This is a genomic window from Paraburkholderia phymatum (assembly GCF_038900715.1).
Classification (GTDB): domain Bacteria; phylum Pseudomonadota; class Gammaproteobacteria; order Burkholderiales; family Burkholderiaceae; genus Paraburkholderia; species Paraburkholderia phymatum_A.
In genome coordinates this window covers 108,127-126,672 of the sequence record NZ_JAYMRZ010000013.1, presented here as the reverse complement: position 1 = coordinate 126,672, position 18,546 = coordinate 108,127, and the positions used below count along the sequence as shown (strand labels likewise).

The following is an 18,546-nucleotide window of genomic DNA, read 5'->3' as shown; positions in this document are numbered from 1 at the left end:
CCGGCGAGATGCTACTACGCCGTCATGTCACGCGCAGCGTGGGATCGCCGGGTGGCACGATGAAGGCGTTCGATATGTGCGGCCGCTCAGCCCGCCACAGGCAGCCGCCTGTCGAGCGACACCGACCACCACGTCAGCGCGACAGCCGCAGCCGCCGTCGCGACGCCGACCCACGGCAGCGACGTCAGCGGCGCGCCCGCGCCGATCGCCATGCCGCCGAGCCACGCGCCCGTCGCATTGCCGAGGTTGAAGGCGCCCTGATTGAGCGTCGACGCGAGATTCGGCGCGCTGCTCGCGCGGTCGACGATCAGCATTTGCAGCGGCGGCACGATGGCGAAGGCGAGCACGCCCCACAGGAAGATCGTGATCATCGCCGGGATTTCGCCGTGCATCGTGATCGCGAAGATCGACAAGATTGCAACGATCGCGAGCAGGAACGACAGCAGCGAATGCACGGGGCGCCAGTCCGCGAGCTTGCCGCCGAGCGTGCTGCCGACCGTCAGCCCGAGACCGAACAGCAGCAGCACCATCGTCACGGCATGTGGCGTGAAGCCCGTCACGTCTTCGAGGATCGGCGTGATGTAGGTGAAGGTCGAGAAGAGGCTCGCCGACGCGAGCACGCTCGTGCCCAGCACCATCAGCACCTGCGGATTCTTCAGCACCGTGAACTCGTGGACGAGGCTTGCCTTCTGCATCTCGATCTTCGACGGCAGGCACAGCGCAAGCGCGACGGCCGCGATCACGCCGATGCCCGTCACGGCCCAGAACGTCGCGCGCCAGCCGACGGCCTGGCCGAGCGCCGTGCCGAGCGGCACGCCCAGCACGTTCGCGAGCGTGAGACCCGTGAACATCAGCGCGATGGCTTGCGCGCGGCGGTTCGGCGCGACGAGCCCGGCAGCTACGACCGAGCCGATGCCGAAGAACGCGCCATGACAGAACGCCGTCACGATGCGCGCGGCCATCAGCACTGCATAACCCGGCGCGATTGCGCACAGCAGATTGCCGACGATGAAAATGCCGATCAGGCTCATCAGCGCTTTCTTGCGCGGCATGTTGGCCACCGCAATGGCGACGATCGGCGCGCCGATCGTCACGCCCAGCGCATACGCGGACACCAGCATGCCCGCAGCCGGAATCGACACGCTCAGATCGCGCGCGACATCGGGCAGCAGCCCCATGATGACGAACTCGGTGGTACCGATACCAAACGCGGCAACGGCAAGGGCAAGCAGGGGCAAGGGCATGTTGGGGCTTTCACGGGAGGGTCGCGCCGGCGGGCTGGGACGCCGTTCGCGTTGCCGTCGCGCGCTTTCGGGACGAGTGCGCAGGCGTCAGCAAGGGAAAATCAGTAGGGGATTGTACCTAAGCCAATTCGACCGTGCTGACGGCCTGACGCACTGTTGTATTTCGTCGATTGCGATGTGGTCGAGCGGAGAAAATCCCTTGTTTCAGGGGACTTTCTTGTCGGGCGCGGAATCGGATGCATCGCGGGGAACATCGCCGGGAACATCGCCGGACATATCGCGAATCGCGCTCCCATGACGACCCGCTCCCGCGGCGAACGCCGCCGCGCCCGCGATGCCCTCGGCGAACACAGCCTGATAGCCGCCCGCGCCTTCGCGGCGCAGCGCTTCGGGCAGATCTTCGAGGGACGCATTTTCGTAGACGGACCGGCGATCGGCGAGCAGCGCTGCCTGCGGGAACGCGGCGAGTTCGGCGGCGAGTTGCTCGGCGGCGGCGCGCGCGGCGCCCTTCGGCACGACGCGATTCGCAAGACCGAACGCAAGCGCTTCGTCGGCGCCAATGGCGCGGCCTGTCAGGATCAGATCGAGCGCGCGCGACTGGCCGATCAGACGCGGCAGGCGAATCGTCCCGCCGTCGATCAACGGAATGCCGACGCGTCGGCAGAACACACCCAGCACCGCATCCGCTTCGACGACGCGCAGATCGCACATCGCCGCCAGTTCGAGCCCGCCCGCCACCGCATGACCCGCGATGGCCGCGATCACGGGCTTCGTGAACATCATGCGCGTCGGTCCCATCGGACCGGAGCCGCTGCCGTCGGCGTGCAATTCGTTGCGCCGCGCATCGTCTTGTAGTGCAGTGAGGTCCGCGCCCGCGCAAAAGGTGCCGCCCGCGCCCGTCAACACGGCGACGCGCCACGCATCGTTTGCTTCGAAGTGGCGCAACGCTGCGGAAAGCGCATCGGCTGTCGGACGGTCGACGGCATTGCGGCGGGCGGGGCGGTCGATGACGATCGTCGCGACGGCGTCTGGCGGGTCTGCCAATTGCTGGTTCTGTGCAATTGCGGTTTTTTGTGCAGTTTCAATTCGCACGTGCTCGCCGAACTGTTGGATAGCCATCATTCTCTCCGCGTCAGTGTTCGTTGAGGACCTAGACTGGAATGGAAAAGCGCACGAATGCGCGGCGACACCCTAAAGAACCGCGCAAAACATCCGCTAAACCGGAAGCTCGAGCCTGCGCGACGAAGCGTGAAAATGCAGCGGCGATATAGCGCGAATCGCTTGCATGCCAGTCACGTGCTTTTAACAATCGACTCGTAGCTTAGGCGCTTTTTGAACTGCCAGGGCGCGCGCACGCACCGGCGCATGGAGTACGCCCTATGTCCTCATTGATGGAATTACCGACGACGTCTTCGGCAGCATCATCGCCATCCGGCAACGAGCCCGTATGGATCGTTCCGCTGCTCGATCATCCGGCCTACAACCATGTGCGGATGAAGCGCGTCTTCACGGCGGACGGCACGCGTCACCAGGTCGTGCTCGTCGATGCGCGCAAGCTGCTTGCATGCGCCAATCGCGACGACACCGATTACGTGCTGCGTCCCGTCAACGAATGGCATCAAGGCAAGGTGCGCGGCATCCGCGAGTTTCTCGACCCGTCCAACGCGCGCATTCCGCAGATGCCCTATGTGACGATCACGACGCGCCGCGCGCCAGGGTTGCTCGGCTGGCTCAGGCTGGAACATGAAGGCGTGGTCGCGTTTCGCAACGGGCAGCATCGCGCGCGCTACATGCTCGCGGCGGGCGCGGTGTGGTTTCCTGTCGAAGTGCACGAACGCGAAGCGGCGCTGCTGCGCCAATACTGCGGCGCGCCCGACGACGCGCGCACCGCGCTGCGTCCCGGTTCTGCCGGCGCGGATGTGGTGCCGCGAACCTGAGCGATGCGCGTTCGCTACGCGCGATCGAATCCTTGGAAGTTCGACGCTGCTTCCGCGCTGGCCTTTATCGCTTCGTTGGCCGCTTCGGCGTATCGGGCCGGCCGTGCGCCGATCATCCTTTCGCCGGCGCCTCGACGACATTGCGCGGCGTCCCTTCGCGCCACGCTTTCACATTGCCGAGCGTCGTCTGCGCGATCTCGGTCATCGCCTCGCGCGTGAAAAAGGCCTGGTGCGCGGTCACGATCACATTGGGAAACATCAGCAGACGCGCGAGCACATCGTCTTGCAGTGGCAGATTCGAGTGGTCCTCGAAGAAGATGCCGCCTTCCTCTTCGTACACGTCGAGCCCGAGATGTCCCAGCTGGCCGCTCTTCAACGCGCCGACCAGCGCATTGCTTTCGACCAGGCCGCCGCGCCCCGTGTTGATCAGCATCGCGCCGCGCTTCATCTTCGCGAGCGCGCGGCTGTCGATCAGGTGGTGCGTCGAGGGCAGCAGCGGGCAGTGCAGGCTCACGACGTCGGACTCCGCGAGCAGCGTATCGAGCGGCACGTAGCGCCCGCCGAGCGCGAGGACTTCGGGCGACTCAGGACCAGGATCGTGCGCGAGCACCTGCATGCCGAAGCCCGCCATGACACGCGCAAAGCACCGGCCGATGATGCCCGTGCCGATCACGCCGACCGTCTTGCCGTGAAGATCGAAACCGAGCAGCCCGTTCAGCGAGAAATCCCCCTCGCGCGTGCGAGCGAAGGCGCGAGGCAGCTTCCGGTTCAGCGCGAGCACCAGTCCGGCCGCGTGCTCGGCGACCGCGTGCGGCGAATACGCGGGCACTCTCACGACGGGCATGCCCAGGCGCTGAGCCGCTGCCAGATCGACGTGATTGAAGCCCGCCGAGCGCAGCGCGATGAGCCGCGTGCCGCCCGCGTGCAGGCGCTCGAGCGTCGCCGCATTGACGGTGTCGTTGACGAACGGACACGCGACGTCGTAACCGTCGGCGAGCACGGCTGTGTCCGCATCGAGATGCGACTCCTGAAAGTGCAACTCGTACTGGAACGCGGTGTTCGCGTCGGTGAACGTGTCGATGTCGTATTGCCGGCTGCTGAACAGGATCATGCGCATGGATTCCGGACTCCTGTGGGCACCGCCGGCGTGTTGGCGACGCCGCGCGGCCTATGAAGCGTGCCGCACGACGTGCAACTCGTGCGCCACGATTGCATGCGCGTTCGCGGGAACCTCCGACTCCGCGCATCCCGCATGCTCGACCGTGTAATCGATGAATGTACGCGTTTTCGTCGGCAAGTGGCGGCGGCGCGGATAGACGAGCGACACCTTTGCCTGCGACTCGTCGACCGAATAGTCCGGCATGACGCGCTTCAATGCACCCGTTGCGAAGTCGTCGGCGACGAGCGTTTCGGGCAGCACCGCGACGCCCATGCCGGCGATCGCCGCGAGCCGCACGAGCAGCCGGCTGTTCACCGTGTACGACGGCTCGAACGCGACGGGTTGCGGATCGCCTTCGCCATCGACGAAATGCCATGCCATCGGACCGCGCTGCTCCGCAGGCGTCGCGATGCACGAGTGCAGCACGAGTTGCTCGGGATCGCGCGGCTCGCCGCGCAGCGCGAGGTAGGAGGGCGCGGCGCACGGCACGAGTCGCTGCGTCGCGAACGACAGATCGACGCTGTCGACCTCCGCGCTTTGCCCCGTCGATCCATGCCCCGCGATGAAGAGGCCGACGTCGTAACCGTCTTCGAGCAGATGCGGCGTGCGTTCAGCGAGCGTGAGGCGGATGCGCACTTTGGGATAACGCCGCCGGTAGCCATCGAGCAATTGCGTGAGGGCCTGAGGCGACAGCGCGCCCGTCGCGACGACACGCAGCGTGCCGGCGGGCTCGCGCTCGGTTCCCGCCACCGAGCCTTCCAGAAGATCGAGTTCTTCGAGCAGGCCGCGGCAGCCTTCGAGATAGTGCGTGCCCGCTTCCGTCAGCGAGAGATTGCGTGTCGTGCGATTGATGAGGCGCGCATGCAGATGCGCCTCCAGCGTCGCGATCGAACGTGTGACCAGTGCATTCGACACTTTCAGTTGCTGGGCCGCGCGTCTGAAGCTCTGTGTCTCCGCAACCCGGACGAAGACCCGCATAGCGTAGATCTGATTCATGGTAGCGCCCTCGCAAAGCGCGGTTTAGCCGCGCGTCGTTGACCCGGCGTGGCGTGCGGAAGCATGCTCCCCGCATTGGCCTCGCTGGTGGTGTACCGGCCGATTACAAACGATCGCCGGTTCTGGAATTTTTACCAGGTCATCCCAAAAAATAGTATTGACAGTGGCTGGGAATTTCAATATTTATCGAATGGACGATGTTATTTCGCAATTGTAAAAACCAGCTTGCTTTGATTTGGCGGAATCTGTCAAGGCGATTTCGCAAGCTTCAAATGCGGATATAAAAAAGCCATCGGGCTGAAAGACGGTTTCCGTGTCGTTTGACACCTTTGCGAGGGAACGATGTCTTCTCAATGGAAGCGACACAGGCTGAATTGATATCGGTCAAAAGCGCCAATGCCCGCTGACATGAATGTGTCACCGCATCGCATTACGTGTTGTTTCGAATCAGGCGGGTTAATCCCGTTGTTATTCGTATACGCATTTCAATTAATCCTGTTCGGTTCATGGATGAATTAATGCGCGCGTAATTTTTTAAAAAGATTCATACGAATAACCATAAATGACGGAATTCCGCAGCGCGCAAGCGCGCGCTGTACGAGAAGATCGGCATCTCATCCGGCGGCAAGGACGCGTTTGAGAGACGAGAAATCAAAGAAGGCTCGCCCGAATCCGTCATCGAATCGCCCTGAACGCTTGCGCAAGCGTGCATATCGGTGAATGATCGAAAGATGGCCCGCCGCCCGCAGGTGTTGCTGCGCGCGGCGGGCCATCTTTCCTGCAACGTTCATCTTTCGTGCGTCTCCGTCATGACCCATACAACGTCCAACGTCGTTCCCTGTCCCGAAGTCGAGTCGCTCGATGCGATTCTTCCCGAAGAACCGCTCCTGATGATGGGCGCCGGCCCCGTGCCGATTCCCGCCGCCGTCGCGAAGGCGAATGCGATCGTCATCAACCATCTCGGCGGCACGATGGCCAAGGTGGTCGGACAGGTGAAGACGATGGCGCGCTACGTGTTTCAGACGAACTCGAAGTGGGTGCTGGGCGTCGCGGGGCCGGGCTCGGCGGCGATGGAAATGGCGATCTCCAATCTCGCGTGGCCCGGCACGCGCGTGCTCAGCATCAAGAACGGCTTCTTCAGCGCGCGGATGGCCGAAATGGGGCGGCGCGTCGGCGCGGACGTGTCGCTGCTCGAAATCGCGGACCGCACGGTCGCGACGCTCGAACAGGTCGAGGAGGCGATTCGCCGCGTGCGTCCCGAGATCGTGACGATCGTGCAGGGCGAGACCTCGAACACCGTCTGGAACCATCACCTGAACGACATTGCGGCGCTCGCGAAGAAGGCGGGCGCGCTCGTCGTCGTCGATGCCGTGTGCACGCTGTCGACGATGCCGCTCGAAATGGACGCCTGGGGCATCGATGCCGTCATCACGGGCGGGCAGAAGGGGCTGTCGTCGATTCCGGGCGTGTCGCTGATCGCGTTCTCGGATGCGGCGTGGGAGCGCGTGAAAGGACGCTCGCATGCAAGCGCGCACTGGTGCCTCGACGCATCGCTTGCCGAGAACTTCTGGCACAACGCGGGCTATCACTACACGGCGCCCGTGTCGGGCGTGCTCGCGCTGCACGAGGCGCTGCGGCTCGTGTGCGCGGAGACGCTGGAGAAGCGCTTCGCGCGGCATCTGAAGTGCTCGCTCGCGCTACAGGCGGGGATCAGCGCAATGGGCCTGCAACTGTACGCGCCCGCCGAGTGCCGGCTGAACTCCGTGGTCGGCATCGAGGTGCCGACGAAGGACCGCCCCGATCTCACGCCCGGCGACATCTGCGGGCACATCTCGCGTCATCATCAGGTCGAGATTTCCGGATCGTTCGGCTTGCCGATCGTGCGCATCGGCCAGATGGGCGAGCAGGCCCGCGAACACAACCTGTTCCGCACGCTGCACGCGTTCGGGCGGACGATGATCGATCTCGGCGTGAATGTCGATCTGCCTGCGGGCGTCGCGGCGCTGGAGCGGTCGCTCGCGAGCAGCGCGAAGGGCGAAGCGCTGAACGCCTGATCGGCGAAAGCGGAGTGCCAATGAAAAAGCGACGCACGCGGCGTCGCTTTTTTTTTTGATCCGAACTCAGACCGCTATCACGCCGCTGCCGGCGCGTTCGGCGTGCGCGCGTTGCGCAAGTAGAGCATCGTCGACAGCGCGACGGCGGCTGCGGCAGCGACGGCCGCGAACAGAAACACCGAGCCGTAGCCGAACTCGCCGGCGATATAGCCCGCCAACGGTCCCGTCACGCCGAGCGACAGATCGAGGAACACGGAATAAGCGGACAGCGCCGCGCCACGGCTCGCGGGCGGCACGAGTCCCACCGCTTCGACGCCGAGCGCTGGGAACACCAGCGCGAAGCCGAAGCCCGTCAGCGCGGCGCCCGCCAGCGCGACATGCGGCACGGGCGCGAGCCACAACAACAGCAAGCCGGCGCATTCGAACGAGAACGACGCGATCGCAACGCGAAAGCCGCCATACGTCTTGATCGTGTTGGCGAACAACAGCCGCGCGCCGATGAACAACGTGCCGAACACCGTCAGGGACAGCGCCGCGTTCGGCCAGTGGTTCGCCGCGTAGAAGAGTGTGATGAACGTCGCGATCGACCCGAAGCCCGCCGAGCCGAGCGCGAGCCCGATGCCGTGCGGCAGCACGCGCGTGAACACGCTGCGATACGACATGCGTTCGCCGTGCACGACGGGCACGGGCGCGATCAGGCGCGCAAGGTAGTAGCCGAGCGCCGCGAGCGCGATCACGACGACGCCGAGCGCGAAGAACCCGACCGCATGTGCAATCGCGACGCCGAGCGGCGCGCCGATCGCGAGTGCGCCGTAAGTGGCGATGCCGTTCCACGAGATCACGCGCGCATTGTTCGTCGTGCCGACGCGCCCGATGCCCCACAGGATCGCGCCCGTGCCGCACATGCTCTCGCCGAAGCCGAGCACGAGACGGCTCAGCACCAGCAGACCGAGGCTCAGCGCGGGCCAATGGCCGAGCAGCACGGCCACGAGCAACAGCACGCCGCTCGCGCCGCAGCCGATCAGGCCGATCGTCACCGTTTTCTTCGGCCCGAGCGTGTCGGCGGAACGGCCGGCGAGCGGCCGCGACGCGAGCGTCGCGAAGTACTGGACGCTGATCGCGAGACCCGCGAGCACGGCGCTGTAGCCGAGATCGTCGTGGACGTAGCCTGGCAGCACCGCGAGCGGAATGCCGATCGTCAGGTAGCAAAGAAACGTGAAGAAAACGACGGGAATGATCTGCAACGTGGTCGCAAATTCGCTGCGCGAGTCGACGGACATGGGGAAAACGAGACTTGAAATCGGCAAGGAGGCGTGATTTTCCCATGGAACCGATTCCTTTGCAGACCTTGCTCGATATTTTCTCGTCGATGAAACAGGGCTGCACGAGGGTTCTGACGGGTTCCCGTCAATTTTCCTGGCTCCTGGCAGGTTTTGATTGCGCGCCGTCAGCGCATGTGCTGTCCTATATGAGCGAATATCAATCAAAACAGCTCGAATCCGACGTGGCGACATAAGCGCAGCGACCCGCCGCCGTCTCAATTTATCGCTCCAGCTGTATGTCCCCCATGCGATCGAGCCTATGGGTTGCGATGATTGATGATGCTACTTTTCGAACCGTCAGCCGCACCGTCCGCATTCCCCATGCGGATGCGAATAACCGAAACGAGCACGAGACATGAGCCAGCCGATCCGCTTCTACCATCGCAACGCGATCCGTGAGATCACCGACGCGCCCGTCACACGCACCGTTCTCCAATACCTGCGCGAGGACGCGCGCTGCACGGGCACCAAGGAAGGCTGCGCGGAAGGCGATTGCGGCGCGTGCACGGTGGTGATCGGCGAACGCGACGACGCAGGTGGCGTCAGCTTCAAGGCCGTCAACGCGTGCATCCAGTTTCTGCCGACGCTCGACGGCAAAGCCCTCTTCACCGTCGAAGACCTGCGCCAGCCGGACGGCGCCCTGCATCCCGTGCAAGAGGCGATGGTCGAGTGCAACGGCTCGCAATGCGGTTTCTGCACGCCGGGCTTCGTGATGTCGATGTGGTCGATGTACGAGAAGCATGGCCACGAGCATGCGTGCGCGAACCGGACCGTGCCCGATCGCGCCGAGATCGCCAACGCGCTGACGGGCAACCTGTGCCGCTGCACGGGCTACCGCCCGATCGTCGATGCGGCCGAGCGCATGTTCCAGTTGCCCGCGCCGAAAGCGCCCGTCGATGCGAAGGCGTTGGCCGAAAAGCTTGCGACGCTCGAGCGCGGCGACACCTTCCACTACGAATGCAACGGCCAGACATTCGACGCGCCGCGCACCGTTGACGCGCTCGCGAAGATCAAGGCCGACGCGCCCGCGACCCGCATTCTCGCGGGCAGCACCGACATCGGCCTGTGGGTCACGAAGATGATGCGCGACCTGGGTCATATCGTGTATGTCGGCCAGATCGCCGAGATGCAGAAAGTCGAGACAAACGACGACTGGATCGAAATCGGCGCGGGCGTGACGGTCGAGCGCGCGTATGCCGAGCTGGCGAAGCAGTATCCCGAACTCACCGAGATGTGGCAGCGCTTTGCATCGCTGCCGATTCGCAACGCGGGCACGCTCGGCGGCAACGTGGCGAACGGTTCGCCCATCGGCGATTCGATGCCGGGCTTGATCGCGCTCGGCGCGCGTGTCGTGTTGCGCGGCGGCGACGTCGAACGCGAGCTGCCGCTCGAAGACCTGTATCTCGCGTATCAGAAGAAGGACATGGCCGAGCATGAGTTCGTCGTGGGTCTTAAAGTGCCCGCGCGCAACGAAGCGCGCAGGCACTTCACGTTCCGCACGTACAAGATTTCGAAGCGCTTCGACTCGGATATTTCCGCCGTGTGCGCCGCGTTCTCGTTCATCGCGGACGGCGACATGATCCGCGAGCCGCGTATCGCGTTCGGCGGCATGGCGGCGACCCCGAAGCGCGCGACGCATGCCGAAGCCGCACTCGCCGATGCCAACTGGCACGAAGCCACCGCGCAGGCCGCGATGATCGCGCTCGCGAAGGACTACGAGCCGCTTACCGACATGCGCGCGACGAGCGGCTATCGGCTCGAAACCGCGAAGAACACGCTGTACCGCTTCTGGCTCGAAACGCGCCCGAACGATCCGCTGCAAAAGAGCGCGCTCGATGTGCGTGCAGTCGTCGCGGCCGGTGTGGCAGCCTGAAAACAGGATCACGGAGAACCAGCAGAATGAACCAGCAAGCCGAACCGTTCCTGAAGGACGCCACCGAACTCGCCGACTTCACGCAAGTACACCTGTCGCGTCCGCATGAATCCGCGCATCTGCATGTGAGCGGCCGCGCGAGCTATACCGACGACATGCCCGAACTCGCGGGCACGCTGCACGCGGCGCTCGGACTGTCGCCGAAAGCGCACGCGAAGATCGTGTCGATGAAGTTCGACAAGGTGCGCGCGACGCCCGGCGTCGTCGCCGTCTTCACCGCTGACGATATTCCCGGCCACAACGACTGCGCGCCGATCGTCAAGGGCGACGATCCGATTCTCGCGGACGGCATCGTGCAATACGTCGGCCAGCCGATGTTCATCGTCGTCGCGACGTCGCACGATGCGGCGCGTCTCGGCGCGCGTCGCGCGGAATTCGAATTCGAGCAACTGCCCGCCGTGCTGACGGCACAGCAGGCGCGCGTCGCGAACCAGAGCGTGATTCCGCCGATGAAGCTCGCGCGCGGCGACGCCGCATCGAAACTGCAGCGCGCGACGCATCGCGAAGCGGGCGAAATGCTGCTCGGCGGCCAGGAGCAGTTCTATCTGGAAGGCCAGATTTCATACGCGGTGCCGAAGGACGACGACGGCATGCACGTGTGGTGCTCGACGCAGCATCCGAGCGAAATGCAGCATCTCGTCTCGCACATGCTGGGTGTCCACTCGCACAACGTGCTGGTCGAATGCCGCCGGATGGGCGGCGGCTTCGGCGGCAAGGAATCGCAGTCGGGGCTGTTCGCGTGCTGCGCGGCGCTCGCTGCATGGAAGCTGCTGTGTCCCGTCAAGCTGCGTCCCGATCGCGACGACGACATGATGGTCACGGGCAAGCGCCACGATTTCCACTATACGTATGAAGTCGGCTACGACGACGAAGGCGTGATCGAAGGCGTGTCCGTCGACATGACGTCGCGCTGCGGCTTTTCCGCCGACCTGTCCGGTCCCGTGATGACGCGCGCCGTCTGTCACTTCGACAACGCGTACTACCTGTCGGACGTCGCGATCGACGGCTTCTGCGGCAAGACGAACACGCAGTCGAACACAGCGTTTCGCGGCTTCGGCGGCCCGCAGGGCGCGTTCGCGATCGAGTACATCATCGACGATATCGCGCGTTCGCTCGGGATGGACTCGCTCGACGTGCGCCGCCGCAATCTGTATGGCAAGACCGGGCGCAACCAGACGCCGTATGGCCAGATCGTCGAAGACAACGTGATTCACGAGCTGATCGACGAACTCGAAGCGACGAGCGACTATCGCAAGCGCCGCGCCGAAGTGCTCGAATTCAACCGCAACAACGACGTGCTGAAAAAGGGCCTCGCGCTGACGCCCGTGAAGTTCGGCATCGCGTTCAACGTCACGCACTTCAACCAGGCGGGCGCGCTCGTTCACATCTATACCGATGGCTCCGTGCTCGTGAATCATGGCGGCACGGAAATGGGCCAGGGGCTCAACACGAAGGTCGCGCAGGTGGTCGCGCATGAACTGGGCGTGAGTTTCGATCGCGTGCGCGTGACGGCGACCGATACGTCGAAGGTCGCGAACACGTCGGCGACGGCGGCATCGACGGGCTCGGACTTGAACGGCAAGGCCGCGCAGGATGCCGCGCGCCAGTTGCGCGAGCGTCTCGCCACGTTTGCCGCCGACAAGTTCGGCGCGGGCGAAGTGACGGCGTCGCAGGTGCGATTCGCGGGCGATTGCGTGCTGGTCGGCGATGCCGTCGTGCCGTTCGAAGAAGTGATCGCGAAAGCGTATCTCGCGCGCGTGCAGTTGTGGTCCGACGGTTTCTACGCGACGCCGAAGCTCTACTGGGATCAGGCGAAGCTGCAAGGGCGGCCGTTCTTCTACTACTCGTATGGCGCGGCCGTGTCCGAAGTCGTGATCGACACGCTGACGGGCGAAATGCGCGTGCTGCGCGCCGATGCGCTGCACGATGTGGGCGCGTCGCTGAACCCGGCCATCGATGTCGGCCAGGTCGAAGGCGGCTTCATCCAGGGCATGGGCTGGCTGACGACGGAAGAGTTGTGGTGGAACGCGGGCGGCAGGCTGATGACGCACGCGCCATCCACCTACAAGATTCCGACCGTCAACGATACGCCGCCCGATTTCCGCGTGCGCCTCTTCAAGAACCGCAACGCGGAGGACAGCATTCACCGCTCGAAGGCGACAGGCGAGCCGCCGCTGTTGTTGCCGTTCTCGGTGTTCTTCGCGATCCGCGATGCGGTGGCCGCCGTCGGCGATTACAACGTGAATCCGCCGCTGAACGCGCCCGCGACGGGCGAAGAAATCCTGAAGGCGATCGGCGCGGTGCGTGCCGCCTGCCTGGACGGGCGCTCAACCCGAGTTGCGGAGTGACCGCCATGATGCGCGTCCCGTCTTTCACCGACATGCCCGTTCAGATCGGCCGACGCAGCGGGCATGCGACGAAGTTGCCGCCGCCGATGCATATCGTGTTGTTCGGCGCGGGCCACGTCGGTCATGCGCTGATCGCGCTGCTTGGCCGTTTGCCGTGCGTCGTGCAATGGGTCGACGAACGCGACGAACTGTTCCCCGACGAAGTGCCCGCGAACGTGCAGGTCGAAGCGACCGACACGCCCGCTGCCATCGTCGACGAAGCGCCGCCGGGCGCGTACTTCCTCGTGATGACGCACAATCACGCGCTCGATTTTTCGCTGACCGAGCGCATCATGCGGCGCGATTTCGCGTACTTCGGGCTGATCGGATCGAAGACCAAGCGCGTGAAGTTCGAGCGTCGTTTGATCGATCGGGGCGTCGATGCCGAGCGCCTCTTTGAAATGACCTGTCCGATCGGCGTGCCGGGGATCGTCGACAAGGCGCCGCCGTCGATCGCGGTGGCCGTGTGCGCCGAGCTGCTGCAAGTGCGTACGCAGCAGGTTTCGCTTGTGGATTTTGGCTCCGCTCGGAACGCGCACTGTATCGGCGTTTGAAGCGACGTTCGGTTCCTCCAGCGGGCGCGGCAGCAAAGGCTGCTGCTGCGCCTGTTTTTTTGCGTTCGCTTTTTTCGTTTGCTGCTCTTGTTTGCTGCTTTCGTTTGCTTCGCTTTTGCCTCGCTCCGCGCGGGCATCCGCGAACGATCTCGCCGCGCTTTACTTCGTCCCCCGCCGCCCCTTCGCCGCCACCAGCATCTCCGACACCTGCGCCATCAGTCCGCGCAGCCACGCGATATCGCTTGGCCGGTCCGGCTGCGGATGCCACATCTGATAGCACTTGATGCGCGGAAACGGAATCGGCACGTCGACGACCGCGAGCGGCAGCATCTCCGCATAATGCCGCGCGAAGCGGCGCGTCGTCGTGAAGATCAGGTCGGATTGCAGCAGCACTTGCGGCACGAGCCCGAAGTAGGGCAGCGTGGCGACGATGCGCCGCGACGCGTTCGCTCGCTTGAAGCCCGTGTCGATCGCGCCGCCGCGCGCGCCGCTGTAGTGCGCGGGCGCGAGATGCGGCGCGGCGAGATACGCGTCGCGTGTGAGCGGCGCTTTCGCGAGGGGATGATCGGCGCGCATCATGCACACGACGGTATCGGAGAACAGGTCGCTGCGCTCGAAGCGCGGGTCGGGCTTCGGCCAGTTGCCGATCACGAGATCGAGTTCGCCTGCATCGAGCGCGGACGCATGATCGAGCAGCGGCCCGAGCGATTCGATTTCGAGCCGCGCATGCGGCGCCGCCTCGCGGAACTGCGCGATCACCGTCGGCATGAAGAAGTCGTTCAGATAATCGGGCGCGGCGACGCGGAACGTGCGGCGCGAGCGTCCCGGATCGAAGTCGCCATGAGGCGTCGCGACGAAATCGACGTCGCGCAGCACCTTCTGCGCGGAAGCGAGCAGTGATTCGCCGTACTCCGTCGGCACCATGCCCGACTTGCCGCGCACGAGGATGGGATCGTTCAGCGTTTCGCGCAGCTTGCGCAGCGCAGTGCTGATGGCGGGCTGCGTCTGGTTCAGCCGCAACGCGGTCTGCGTGACGCTGCGCTCGACGAGCAGCGTGCGCAGCACGCGCACGAGCCAGATATCGAGTGAAGCGGCGTTGTCGTCCATGAATCGGCGGGGCGGGGAAGGCCCGTTGAAGGCATTCGAATGCGGGTATCGAACCGTGCATCGCGCGGGCAGTGATCCCGTTGCCTGCAACGCGCCGCACGCGCGAAGCTATAACCTTAGGCCCGTTTGCCCCGCGCCGGCCATAGCGCAAGCGGTATAACGGGCATCACGGACCGTGAGCAGCGCGCTTTGTGGGCGTCGTGCAATGCCGTCGTTCAATGGCGTCGTGCAGTCGCGTCGTGCAAGGGTGTCGTGCATCGGGCGTCGTGCTACGGGTGCCGTGTAATGGGCGTCGTGCAGCGGGCGTCGTGCAACGGGTGTGTCGTGCAACGGGTGTCGCGCCACGGGCGCCACGCGATGCACGACGTGCGCCGCCAGCGCCGCGCGACAAGCCACCGTGCAGCAGTCGCCCGGCAACGGACGCTTCCGCCAGACACCCTCCGCTCAGGCCTTCGAGAGTCCCGACGGCAGCGACGTGATGCGCTTCACTTCCTTCGATTCGAGCCAGTTCGGCGTGCGCGCGCAGTAGAGCACCATCGGCAGCGCGTCTTCGCCCCAGAACAATTGCTTGTTGAGCCAGAACGTCGGCACGCCGAACACGCCGATGGCGATCGCGTCGGTGCCGTTGCGGGTCAGTTGCGCGCGCGTCGCTTCGCGTGCGATCAGCGCCTCGCCGTCGGACACGTTCAGGCGCTCGCACAACGCGGCGAAGCCATCCGCTGTCGACGGATCGCGGCCGTCGCGCCAGATGAAGCGGAAGATTTCGCGCACGGTGTTCAAATCGGCGCCGAGCGCCGTCGCGAGCAGCATCGGCTTGGCCGAGTCGAACGGATGCGCGGGCGGCATCCGGAATGGAATGCCCAGTTGCTCGGCGCGAAAGAGCGCGTAGCGGTACGTGAAAATGCGCTTCGCGGGTACGTCGTAGGCGATCCGCTGCCGCCAGTGGCGATACAGATCGTTCAGCTGAACAGGAGTGAACACGAACGGCAGCCCCGGCCATTTGTCGTGCTGTTCGAGCAGCAGATACGAGAACGGTGAGACAAAGTCGTAAAACCACAGTGGCTGCGTGGCGTCGATGCCATCGGTCATGATGTCTCCCGGTTTCCTGATTCGGCGGGCGGTCGCGGATGCCGTGCGTCAGCCCGTTCTGGTTGATTCGATCTTACGCAAAGCACGCCCCGTTCGCATCATTTGATGAAACGGCGCTGTTGCGTCCGGCTCTTCAGCAGGCGTTCACGGGAACGGTCACGCGTCGTGGTCCGGCCTTTCGCGGCTCTCGTGAGCTTCGTGACTGGCGGCGCGTGCTTCGGCGCGGCTGATCGCGCCACCGGAATGGGCGCGTGCTTCGTCCGGCGAGCCCGTCGAGCCAGTCGAATCCGCCGAACCGGCGGACGATTCGGTCGATTGCGCGTCGTCCGTCGCGTCGCGCGCGGCAGCCGTCGTGGCCGCTTCCGAATCGCGCGTGAGGCGCGCCCGCACGAAGCCGATATGTTCGCGCAGCACGTAGAACTGGTCGGCATAGGCAAGCGGCATCTTCAGTCCGTTGACCGACTCCTCGATCTTGTCGAGCCGCTCGACGAGCGCCTCGCGCTCGGCCGCCGACGTATCGTTGAGCGCCTCGCGCTCGATCGCGATCAGCGCGCCGTACCAGCGGTAGATACGCGACTTCACGCGCCACGCATACAGCGACGGCACGAGCCTGAGCCCCGGAATCAGCACGACGATGACCGGCACCAGCACGACCAGCAGCCGGTCCGCGAGGCTCGCGAGCCAGAACGGCAGGATGCGGTAGAGAAAGCCCTTGCCCGACTTGTAGTAGCGGGCGGCATCGTCGCTGATCGGAAAGTCATGCGCGAGCGGCGCGGGGAATTCGCCCGCCCTCTGCATCACGCTCGCCTTGCTGTGAACCTCGCGCGCCGCTTCGATCAGCAGATCGGAGAGCGCCGGATGCAGCGAACCGCGCGCGACCAGTTCTTCCGTCGGCGCGATCATGTGCAGCGTCGTCGACGGGAGGTTCTTGCCCAGGTCGAACGAGCCCATCGGCATTTCGAGCTGCGTCAGATACGGAAAGCGCCGCGCATATGCGCCCGCCTGCGTGAAATCGTAGAACTGCACGCCCGCCGTGCGATACAGCTTGCCCATCACGGGAGGCTGCGCGTTGTCGCCCGTGAGGATGGCCGCGTCGATCTTGCCCGCGATCAGCGCCTGAGCGGCGTCGTCACCGGAGAGCGGCAGCAGCTTCGTCGGGCCGTCGGGCGTGATGCCGTTGGCCTTCAGCAGTTGCAGCGCCAGTTCGCGCGTGCCGCTGCCTTCGGCGCCGATCGCGACGCGCTTGCCCTTGAACTCGGACAGCAGCGTGATCATCGCCCCGCGATAGAAGATCGCGACGGGCACGTAAGCGACGCTGCCGAGCGACATCAGCCCGTCCATCGTCTCCTTCGATGGCGCGATGCCGTCCTGCACGAAGCCGACGTCGACGTCCGCATGCGGATCGGTCAGACGTTTGAGGTTGTCGGCGGAGCCTTCCGTCTCCAGCACGTTGAGCGTGATCCGGTTGCGCGCGAGGATGGCCTTGTACTTCTGCGCGGCCACCCAGAAGGTGCTGCCTTTCGGGCCGGCCGCCATCGTCAGCGTGTCGGGCGGCGCGGGCTGGATCAGGCGCACGGCGATGTAGATCGCGATTGCGCTGATCAGCAGGATCGGGCCGAACGACACGGCAAGATCGCGCCATGAAATCGCCACGAAGCGGGCGACGAGGTGGGGCGGCTTGCGGCGAGGAGTGCGTTCCGGTGGAGTTCCGTCGGAAGGCTTCATGGGAATGCGTGTGGTCAGGAAGTGGTCAGGTTGGCTCAACGATGTCGATCGGGCTTTCGTGGGCGCAACGGCTCGCGCCCGCCTGCTGTGTCTGCTGCAAATACGGCCCGCCCGTTTCGACGTTCGCGCCGATGGTACATGAGATTGAAGGCGCGGCGGCGCGCGCAACCGGACGCGCTGCCATAAACGCGTAACAAAGCGTGAGCCGGCATTCATTCGACATCGTCGGCGCGCAGGCCAACGAAGCCCGACGTTGCACCGCGAAGCGCGACGAAAGCGCGATATCCTTTGCAGAACTTTCGCGGCTAGATTACATTGGCATCGCTGCCGCGAAACAACGTTCGCGCTGCGCGACCCGGCCGGACTCACGAGACCAGGGCGCGCCGCCGACGCGCGGCGGACGGCCAACGTAATGAACCGCTGCGCATCGGTAGCGCCGGCCGTCGCACCTTCCAATGCCTCTCTCGCAGACCGTGACAACGCTCCAGGCCCGCCATTGCCTCGTTGCGCCTTTGTGCGCCGCGTGCAATCGGGTCGCCCGCAGTCGTAACCAAGCCGCTAGCCAAACGCGGTCCAAACCAAAGCAAAAAGGAGAAGTCATGAAATCGGTCGATTTTCTGAAGGCACTGGGTGGTGTTGTCGCAATGGTCGTCGCATGCCACACGTATGCCCAGGCAAGCGACTCCACGTCCACTGGCACGACGGCGGAAACGCCCGCTGCCAATTCGAAGGCTGCCAAGAAGGAGAACCGCGCGCTCGGCAAGAAGGTCCGCGCGGCGCTCGCGAAGGCGCAAGGCCTCGACGTATCGGCGATCAACGTCCGCGCCCATGGCGGCGCAGTCACGCTGACGGGCACGGCGCCCGACAACGACCAGATCCAGAAGGCTGGCGATGTGGCGAAGGGCGTTGCGGGCGTGACTTCCGTGACGAACAAGATCAACGTTCAGCAGCAATAAGCGATGCTGCCGCGCTCGCGTCGGAGGGACCGCGGTCCGGATGGCGCGGGCAGCGGACGACCGGCAGTACGACGAGCGGCACC

General features: G+C 64.9%; 16 protein-coding genes. 7 read left to right on the top strand and 9 right to left on the bottom strand.

Annotation, left to right across the window (positions count from 1 at the left end):
• Nucleotides 1–86: 86 nt before the first annotated feature.
• Nucleotides 87–1,244, bottom strand: coding sequence for an MFS transporter (locus tag VSR68_RS23410; protein WP_342942116.1), 1,158 nt, complete (start codon nucleotides 1,242–1,244; stop codon nucleotides 87–89).
• Nucleotides 1,245–1,448: 204 nt separating this feature from the next.
• Entirely contained in the window at nucleotides 1,449–2,363 is a 915-nt protein-coding gene (locus VSR68_RS23405) for a crotonase/enoyl-CoA hydratase family protein (RefSeq protein ID WP_428983570.1), read from the bottom strand.
• A gap of 260 nt (nucleotides 2,364–2,623) precedes the next feature.
• On the opposite strand from VSR68_RS23405, the gene VSR68_RS23400 reads away from it, so the two are divergent.
• Nucleotides 2,624–3,181, top strand: a complete 558-nt coding sequence (locus tag VSR68_RS23400) for a plasmid fertility inhibition factor family protein (protein ID WP_342942114.1) — start codon at nucleotides 2,624–2,626, stop codon at nucleotides 3,179–3,181.
• Between the two features lie 112 nt (nucleotides 3,182–3,293).
• Here VSR68_RS23400 and VSR68_RS23395 read toward each other — a convergent pair whose 3' ends face one another.
• The 3 genes from VSR68_RS23395 to VSR68_RS23385 form a co-directional block, all read right to left on the bottom strand.
• Nucleotides 3,294–4,298 carry a 2-hydroxyacid dehydrogenase gene (locus VSR68_RS23395; RefSeq protein WP_342942113.1) on the bottom strand — a complete coding sequence of 335 codons (1,005 nt, stop codon included), beginning with the start codon at nucleotides 4,296–4,298 and terminating at the stop codon, nucleotides 3,294–3,296.
• 51 nt (nucleotides 4,299–4,349) lie between these two features.
• Nucleotides 4,350–5,336, bottom strand: coding sequence for a LysR family transcriptional regulator (locus VSR68_RS23390; RefSeq protein WP_342942112.1), 987 nt, complete (start codon nucleotides 5,334–5,336; stop codon nucleotides 4,350–4,352).
• Nucleotides 5,337–5,950: 614 nt separating this feature from the next.
• Nucleotides 5,951–6,127: a hypothetical protein gene (locus tag VSR68_RS23385; RefSeq protein ID WP_342942111.1), complete on the bottom strand. Its 177-nt coding sequence runs from the start codon at nucleotides 6,125–6,127 to the stop codon at nucleotides 5,951–5,953.
• Nucleotides 6,128–6,145: 18 nt separating this feature from the next.
• On the opposite strand from VSR68_RS23385, the gene VSR68_RS23380 reads away from it, so the two are divergent.
• A complete protein-coding gene (locus VSR68_RS23380; protein WP_342942110.1) occupies nucleotides 6,146–7,390 on the top strand; it encodes a pyridoxal-phosphate-dependent aminotransferase family protein in 1,245 nt (414 codons plus the stop codon).
• A 77-nt stretch (nucleotides 7,391–7,467) separates the two neighbouring features.
• Here VSR68_RS23380 and VSR68_RS23375 read toward each other — a convergent pair whose 3' ends face one another.
• Nucleotides 7,468–8,670 carry an MFS transporter gene (locus tag VSR68_RS23375; RefSeq protein ID WP_342942109.1) on the bottom strand — a complete coding sequence of 401 codons (1,203 nt, stop codon included), beginning with the start codon at nucleotides 8,668–8,670 and terminating at the stop codon, nucleotides 7,468–7,470.
• A 44-nt stretch (nucleotides 8,671–8,714) separates the two neighbouring features.
• Between VSR68_RS23375 and VSR68_RS23370 the strand changes: the two genes are divergently transcribed.
• The 4 genes from VSR68_RS23370 to xdhC all read left to right on the top strand — a co-directional run bounded on the left by VSR68_RS23370 (nucleotide 8,715) and on the right by xdhC (nucleotide 13,586).
• The gene (locus tag VSR68_RS23370; RefSeq protein ID WP_342942108.1) at nucleotides 8,715–8,906 is read left to right on the top strand and encodes a hypothetical protein; all 192 of its coding nucleotides are present in this window, start codon (nucleotides 8,715–8,717) and stop codon (nucleotides 8,904–8,906) included.
• A 161-nt stretch (nucleotides 8,907–9,067) separates the two neighbouring features.
• Nucleotides 9,068–10,585, top strand: a complete 1,518-nt coding sequence (gene xdhA, locus VSR68_RS23365) for a xanthine dehydrogenase small subunit (RefSeq protein WP_342942107.1) — start codon at nucleotides 9,068–9,070, stop codon at nucleotides 10,583–10,585.
• Nucleotides 10,586–10,611: 26 nt separating this feature from the next.
• Nucleotides 10,612–12,993: a xanthine dehydrogenase molybdopterin binding subunit gene (gene xdhB, locus VSR68_RS23360; protein WP_342942106.1), complete on the top strand. Its 2,382-nt coding sequence runs from the start codon at nucleotides 10,612–10,614 to the stop codon at nucleotides 12,991–12,993.
• A 5-nt stretch (nucleotides 12,994–12,998) separates the two neighbouring features.
• On the top strand, nucleotides 12,999–13,586 hold the full coding sequence (gene xdhC / locus VSR68_RS23355; RefSeq protein ID WP_342942105.1) for a xanthine dehydrogenase accessory protein XdhC: 588 nt from the start codon (nucleotides 12,999–13,001) through the stop codon (nucleotides 13,584–13,586).
• A 159-nt stretch (nucleotides 13,587–13,745) separates the two neighbouring features.
• Here xdhC and VSR68_RS23350 read toward each other — a convergent pair whose 3' ends face one another.
• From VSR68_RS23350 to VSR68_RS23340, 3 genes are all read right to left on the bottom strand, one after another.
• Nucleotides 13,746–14,693, bottom strand: a complete 948-nt coding sequence (locus VSR68_RS23350) for a LysR substrate-binding domain-containing protein (RefSeq protein ID WP_342942104.1) — start codon at nucleotides 14,691–14,693, stop codon at nucleotides 13,746–13,748.
• A 444-nt stretch (nucleotides 14,694–15,137) separates the two neighbouring features.
• Complete coding sequence (locus tag VSR68_RS23345; protein WP_342942103.1) at nucleotides 15,138–15,782, bottom strand: 2-hydroxychromene-2-carboxylate isomerase; 645 nt, start codon at nucleotides 15,780–15,782, stop codon at nucleotides 15,138–15,140.
• A 156-nt stretch (nucleotides 15,783–15,938) separates the two neighbouring features.
• The gene (locus VSR68_RS23340) at nucleotides 15,939–17,507 is read right to left on the bottom strand and encodes a TAXI family TRAP transporter solute-binding subunit (protein ID WP_342942207.1); all 1,569 of its coding nucleotides are present in this window, start codon (nucleotides 17,505–17,507) and stop codon (nucleotides 15,939–15,941) included.
• Between the two features lie 599 nt (nucleotides 17,508–18,106).
• On the opposite strand from VSR68_RS23340, the gene VSR68_RS23335 reads away from it, so the two are divergent.
• Nucleotides 18,107–18,463, top strand: a complete 357-nt coding sequence (locus VSR68_RS23335; protein WP_342942102.1) for a BON domain-containing protein — start codon at nucleotides 18,107–18,109, stop codon at nucleotides 18,461–18,463.
• The last annotated feature ends 83 nt before the right edge of the window (nucleotides 18,464–18,546 follow it).

What these genes read in the sequence shown, in the direction of transcription:
- VSR68_RS23410 (WP_342942116.1), bottom strand. Translation starts at nt 1,244, where the DNA reads ATGCCCTTGCCCCTGCTTGCCCTTGCCGTTGCCGCGTTTGGTATCGGT.
- VSR68_RS23405 (WP_428983570.1), bottom strand. Translation starts at nt 2,363, where the DNA reads ATGGCTATCCAACAGTTCGGCGAGCACGTGCGAATTGAAACTGCACAA.
- VSR68_RS23400 (WP_342942114.1), top strand. Translation starts at nt 2,624, where the DNA reads ATGTCCTCATTGATGGAATTACCGACGACGTCTTCGGCAGCATCATCG.
- VSR68_RS23395 (WP_342942113.1), bottom strand. Translation starts at nt 4,298, where the DNA reads ATGCGCATGATCCTGTTCAGCAGCCGGCAATACGACATCGACACGTTC.
- VSR68_RS23390 (WP_342942112.1), bottom strand. Translation starts at nt 5,336, where the DNA reads ATGAATCAGATCTACGCTATGCGGGTCTTCGTCCGGGTTGCGGAGACA.
- VSR68_RS23385 (WP_342942111.1), bottom strand. Translation starts at nt 6,127, where the DNA reads ATGAACGTTGCAGGAAAGATGGCCCGCCGCGCGCAGCAACACCTGCGG.
- VSR68_RS23380 (WP_342942110.1), top strand. Translation starts at nt 6,146, where the DNA reads ATGACCCATACAACGTCCAACGTCGTTCCCTGTCCCGAAGTCGAGTCG.
- VSR68_RS23375 (WP_342942109.1), bottom strand. Translation starts at nt 8,670, where the DNA reads ATGTCCGTCGACTCGCGCAGCGAATTTGCGACCACGTTGCAGATCATT.
- VSR68_RS23370 (WP_342942108.1), top strand. Translation starts at nt 8,715, where the DNA reads ATGGAACCGATTCCTTTGCAGACCTTGCTCGATATTTTCTCGTCGATG.
- xdhA (WP_342942107.1), top strand. Translation starts at nt 9,068, where the DNA reads ATGAGCCAGCCGATCCGCTTCTACCATCGCAACGCGATCCGTGAGATC.
- xdhB (WP_342942106.1), top strand. Translation starts at nt 10,612, where the DNA reads ATGAACCAGCAAGCCGAACCGTTCCTGAAGGACGCCACCGAACTCGCC.
- xdhC (WP_342942105.1), top strand. Translation starts at nt 12,999, where the DNA reads ATGATGCGCGTCCCGTCTTTCACCGACATGCCCGTTCAGATCGGCCGA.
- VSR68_RS23350 (WP_342942104.1), bottom strand. Translation starts at nt 14,693, where the DNA reads ATGGACGACAACGCCGCTTCACTCGATATCTGGCTCGTGCGCGTGCTG.
- VSR68_RS23345 (WP_342942103.1), bottom strand. Translation starts at nt 15,782, where the DNA reads ATGACCGATGGCATCGACGCCACGCAGCCACTGTGGTTTTACGACTTT.
- VSR68_RS23340 (WP_342942207.1), bottom strand. Translation starts at nt 17,507, where the DNA reads ATGAAGCCTTCCGACGGAACTCCACCGGAACGCACTCCTCGCCGCAAG.
- VSR68_RS23335 (WP_342942102.1), top strand. Translation starts at nt 18,107, where the DNA reads ATGAAATCGGTCGATTTTCTGAAGGCACTGGGTGGTGTTGTCGCAATG.